Origin of the sequence: Shewanella sp. 11B5, assembly GCF_002836795.1 — a bacterium.
In the GTDB taxonomy this organism is placed as follows: Bacteria; Pseudomonadota; Gammaproteobacteria; order Enterobacterales; family Shewanellaceae; genus Shewanella; species Shewanella frigidimarina.
In genome coordinates, this window is the sequence record NZ_PJAP01000472.1 from 1 (window position 1) to 4,507 (window position 4,507).

At 40.8% G+C, this 4,507-nt stretch carries 6 protein-coding genes; 2 read left to right on the forward strand and 4 right to left on the reverse strand.

Annotation, left to right across the window (positions count from 1 at the left end; genetic code table 11):
* Both CXF78_RS10985 and CXF78_RS10990 read left to right on the forward strand, forming a co-directional pair.
* A partial coding sequence (locus tag CXF78_RS10985) for a hypothetical protein (protein ID WP_374702284.1) occupies nucleotides 1-394 on the forward strand: 394 nt, incomplete at its 5' end.
* A complete protein-coding gene (locus CXF78_RS10990; protein WP_011635869.1) occupies nucleotides 394-573 on the forward strand; it encodes a DUF2970 domain-containing protein in 180 nt (59 codons plus the stop codon). The genes CXF78_RS10985 and CXF78_RS10990, both read left to right, overlap by 1 nt.
* 32 nt (nucleotides 574-605) lie before the next feature.
* Here CXF78_RS10990 and CXF78_RS10995 read toward each other — a convergent pair whose 3' ends face one another.
* From CXF78_RS10995 to aroK, 4 genes are all read right to left on the reverse strand, one after another.
* A complete protein-coding gene (locus tag CXF78_RS10995; protein WP_011635868.1) occupies nucleotides 606-1,442 on the reverse strand; it encodes a Dam family site-specific DNA-(adenine-N6)-methyltransferase in 837 nt (278 codons plus the stop codon).
* Between the two features lie 132 nt (nucleotides 1,443-1,574).
* Nucleotides 1,575-2,978, reverse strand: coding sequence for an ATP-binding protein (locus CXF78_RS11000; RefSeq protein WP_102036800.1), 1,404 nt, complete (start codon nucleotides 2,976-2,978; stop codon nucleotides 1,575-1,577).
* Nucleotides 2,979-3,028: 50 nt separating this feature from the next.
* Entirely contained in the window at nucleotides 3,029-4,105 is a 1,077-nt protein-coding gene (gene aroB, locus CXF78_RS11005; RefSeq protein ID WP_011635866.1) for a 3-dehydroquinate synthase, read from the reverse strand.
* 8 nt (nucleotides 4,106-4,113) lie between these two features.
* Nucleotides 4,114-4,507 (reverse strand): shikimate kinase AroK (gene aroK / locus CXF78_RS11010; protein ID WP_102036801.1); only part of this gene is annotated, 394 nt, incomplete at its 5' end.

The window sequence follows — 4,507 nt, forward strand, 5'->3', positions numbered from 1 at the left end:
GGATAGGGCACACTTTATGGTAAAGCACTTACTACGCAAGCTTTCTGGTCGTGATGGCAAATTATTGTCAGCACCGGTTTTTGCTGTATTTGCAACGTCTGCATTGGCGTTATTGTTAAGCCAAGTATTGATGGCAACCGAAAGTAATTCGACTAATAGTAAGGCCTGTGTCTGTAATAGCACCACCAACTACAATGCCAGTTTACCCAGTAGTCACCCTACAAATCGTTGTGCAGAACAATCAAATGATGTCAGTTGGGGGAATTGGATTACAGGTAATAGCCGCTCTAGTCAGTTTCACTTTATTGATTTACTTGAGTTAATCCACGGTCACAAAGACAAACCTTTAAATGATATGCCTACCTCAGGCAACCCAACTCAGATATCGCGTTAATGTCTATTTGGCGAGTGTTTAGTAGCACTGTAGCAGCCTTCTTCGGCGTACAGACGGAGCAAAATCGCCAAAAAGATTTTCAAACTCAATCCCCATTACCATTTATCATTATGGGTATTATCTTAGCCATAGCCTTAGTCATTTCATTAATGCTAATCGTAAACCAAGTCTTAAGTTAACCGCTAGTTTTCGTTATCCACGCTTTGCAGCATTACTCTTCTTCACGATAATGATGATCATATAGCGCCATAATTTCATCCACTTTATTGCGTGAACCGCCTTTAGGGCTAATATTACGCTGCACCGAAATCGTTGAACAAGATGCACCACGATATAACTCTCGCGTTAACGGAATATCATGATTACTGATCAATACCGGAATATTTCTCTCATGGGCAATGAGCCGTGAATGACGAGCAAGTAATGCTTGATCATCTAAGCTAAAACCCGGACCTGCATAAGTGGTAAAACTGGCTGTGGTTGATAACGGCGCATAAGGCGGATCACAATAAATAACATCACCACTGTTTGCCATATCAAAGGCTTGTTCGTAACTGATACATTTAAAGGTCGCTTTTTGCGCTTTTAATGAAAAGTAACGAATTTCAGCTTCAGGGAAATACGGTTTTTTGTACGAACCAAACGGTACATTAAAACCGCCTTTGCGATTATATCGACATAAGCCATTAAAACCATGGCGATTCATGTACAGGAAGTAAACCGAACGAATGAAAGGATCGCTACAGAGATTAAATTCAGCACGAACACGATAATAAGCATCTTTGTCATTCATCTCATCGACAAACATGGCCTTGGCCGCTTTAATGTATTTATCTGGCTGTTGCTGAACAATTTGGTATAAATTGATTAAGTCTTGATTGATGTCACACAATAAATAATCATCAAACTGTGTATTGAGGAATACCGAACCCGCCCCAACAAAAGGCTCGATCAGTCTATTTCCAGCTGGAAGGTGTTTTGCTAGCTCATCAACGAGCTTATATTTACCGCCTGCCCACTTTAGAAAGGCTCTATGCTTTTTTATCATGAATAGGAATTATGCCAGCAAAATTAAAGCTGATGATTGTACTCTGTTTAACGATAATTATCATCGGATAAAGCAGTTTTATTAGTTGATTTTTCATCCTATTGACTTGGATGCTGCGGAATATGAAGATTGTTAATCTTGTCGCTTATAATCACTTAAGTCTGCCCACTTTCTTACCCATGGAGCCGCTAAACTATATTTTTTCTGAAGACTTTTCGCTTTTGAGCTAGCTGCCGATGCGGTATCAAAATCACCCAGTAATATAACGTGGCGTTGTTTGTATTTCATTATGTAAACTTGCGGCTCTTGTGCCAGTTTAACTAAAATTGGTGTAAGTGAGTCTTTGTCATTCACGCTAGCAAGTTGCAGCGTAAAACCTTTCACCTTTAGGTTAGGGGTATTATCACGCTCAACAATATCATTCGGCTTATTTACCGTGTTAACTTGCGCTTTGGGTAACTTACCTTGGAAAGACAAACCTTTTAATGATGAATTAACCACTACGTCAATGTGATTATCTGCAGGAACCTCTTCTATGAGGTTAGTCTCACCTTGCTCTACTAGTGAACTATCAGCAGTCATTTGCTGCTCGATGATAAAATGTGCTTGCTCATTGGCACTCGACTTAGCTAAGACCAATTGCCTATGGGCAAAATAAGCGCTTAATGAACTGTCGGCATAATCAATGACATATTGAGCGGCTTTTACACGTACAGCGGATTGCTCGGCTGTTAATACTGGCGACAATGATGCTGAAATCGGAGGAGGTAATTGTGTACTAATCCCCCACCACATCGCCACGCCAGCTAATATGGTGACAGAAGCAATCATCATTTTAATAGACGCAGACCAAGATGAACGCACTGTTTGTGGCTCTTCTAATGCTAACGCTAATAATTGAACTACTTCAGCTGGCGTACCGCGTTGCTTCTCTAATTGCTTATGAATAATTTCACGCGGGATAAACGGTGTTTGCTGGCTACGGAGTAATAAACTTTGATAAAGACCATCACGCTCAGGTACAGATAAAGGCTCAATCGTCACAGGCAGTAATCTAGCACGAGTCTCATCAGTTAACTCAGCCACTAAAGTATGCCAAAAGCTAGGAGTGACGGTCACTGTTACTGCAACAGGTTTACCTGCACAGTGAATTTGGCTCAGCAGAATGCACTCAGCCCAAATATCTTTAGGCAATAAATCAGCATCATCAATAATGATATGTAACGGTTTTTTTAAACTAGATTGGATTCTCAGTACGGTGTCCATCAAAGGACGTTCATCATCAAAAATTGGCGCGGAGATTAATTGAACCAGAATTTTTCGACGAATTTCAGCGCTATCAGCGTGTTGAGGACAAATGACCAATGCTGAATTATAATCATCTAGCTCACTGGCTAATGCAGCCGTCAGTGTCGACTTACCTGAACCGTTATCACCACAAATAACCAACAACTGTTCGCTATAACTAGCAATATGCTGTAAACGCTGAATGAGCGCTTCTTGGGTAGGGAGTAGTAATAGTCCTGGAGTCGTCAATGATTCACCACACTATAATTTATAGCTAGCATAGATATATACGGAATAATTTATACGCAGCTAATAACCTGTTTCAATAAGTCTTCACTCACATCACTAAAGACATCAGCTTTGCCTATTTCTGTAGGTAATACCAAGCGGATTTTACCTCCTAATACTTTTTTATCTCGACGCATATGCTTGATAAACTGTTCAAAACCCATCGACTCTGGAGCCGTTATAGGTAAATCAAACGCTTGCATCAATCGGCAAATACGCTCGACACTTTGCTCATCTAATAGATTTAACTTATATGCTGTTTGAGCCGCAAGAACAGTACCAGCAGAGACTGCTTCGCCATGTAACCAAACACCGTAGCCCATTTCAGCTTCGATAGCATGCCCAAAAGTATGCCCAAGGTTTAATAACGCTCTTACACCTTGTTCCGTTTCATCTTGTGCGACAACATCAGCTTTAATCTGACAACATTTCGCAATGGCATAGTTTAACGCATCTGTTTGAAGCGATTTTAACGCATCAACATTTGCTTCAAGCCACTGAAAAAAGTCAGCATCCCAAATAATACCGTACTTAATCACTTCAGCCATACCTGCAGCAAACTCATTTGCGGGTAATGTCTGTAAGCAAAACGTATCAATAATCACTGATTTAGGCTGATAAAATGCACCAATCATATTTTTCCCAAGCGGATGATTGACTGCCGTTTTACCACCAACAGAAGAATCAACTTGGGACAGTAATGTAGTTGGCACTTGAATAAACTCAATACCACGCTGATAACACGCAGCCGCGAAACCAGTCATATCACCAACAACACCACCACCTAGTGCAACTAATACTGAATCTCGAGCAAAATTATGCTCAAGTAACTCAGTAAAAATATAATCTAGATGTTGTAAGTCTTTAAATTTTTCGCCATCCGGCAAAATAACCGTTTCAATGCGCGCGCAAGCGCTCATCGCTTGTTGTATCTGTTGAAGATACAACGGAGCAATGGTGTCATTTGAAACAATTAAGGCTTTTTTGTTTGTTAGGTAGCGAGCAAATAGCTCGCTATCATTCATCAAATCCTGGCCAATATAAATGGGGTAACTTCTATCACCTAATTGAACCTGAATTTGTTGCATGTTGTTACCTAAAAGCCAAGTTGCTCGATAATTTGGTTTGCGACGATCTTCGCGCTTTGCTCATCTGTCTTAACGATAACATCCGCAATTTCCTCATATAAAGGATTGCGAATTTCCGCTAAGCTTTCAAGCACTTCACGTGGATCATCTACTTGTAACAACGGACGACGCTTATCACGCTGAGTGCGCGCGACTTGCTTATCTATAGTTGTTTCTAAGTAAACTACTATACCTCGAGCAGAAAGATAGTTGCGGATATCTTTACTCTGAACAGAACCACCACCTGTCGCGAGAACGATACCTTGCCTTTCTGAAAGATCACCGATGACTTGAGCTTCACGTCTACGGAAGCCTTCCTCACCTTCAACATCAAACACCCAGGCAATATCTGCACCGGTACGT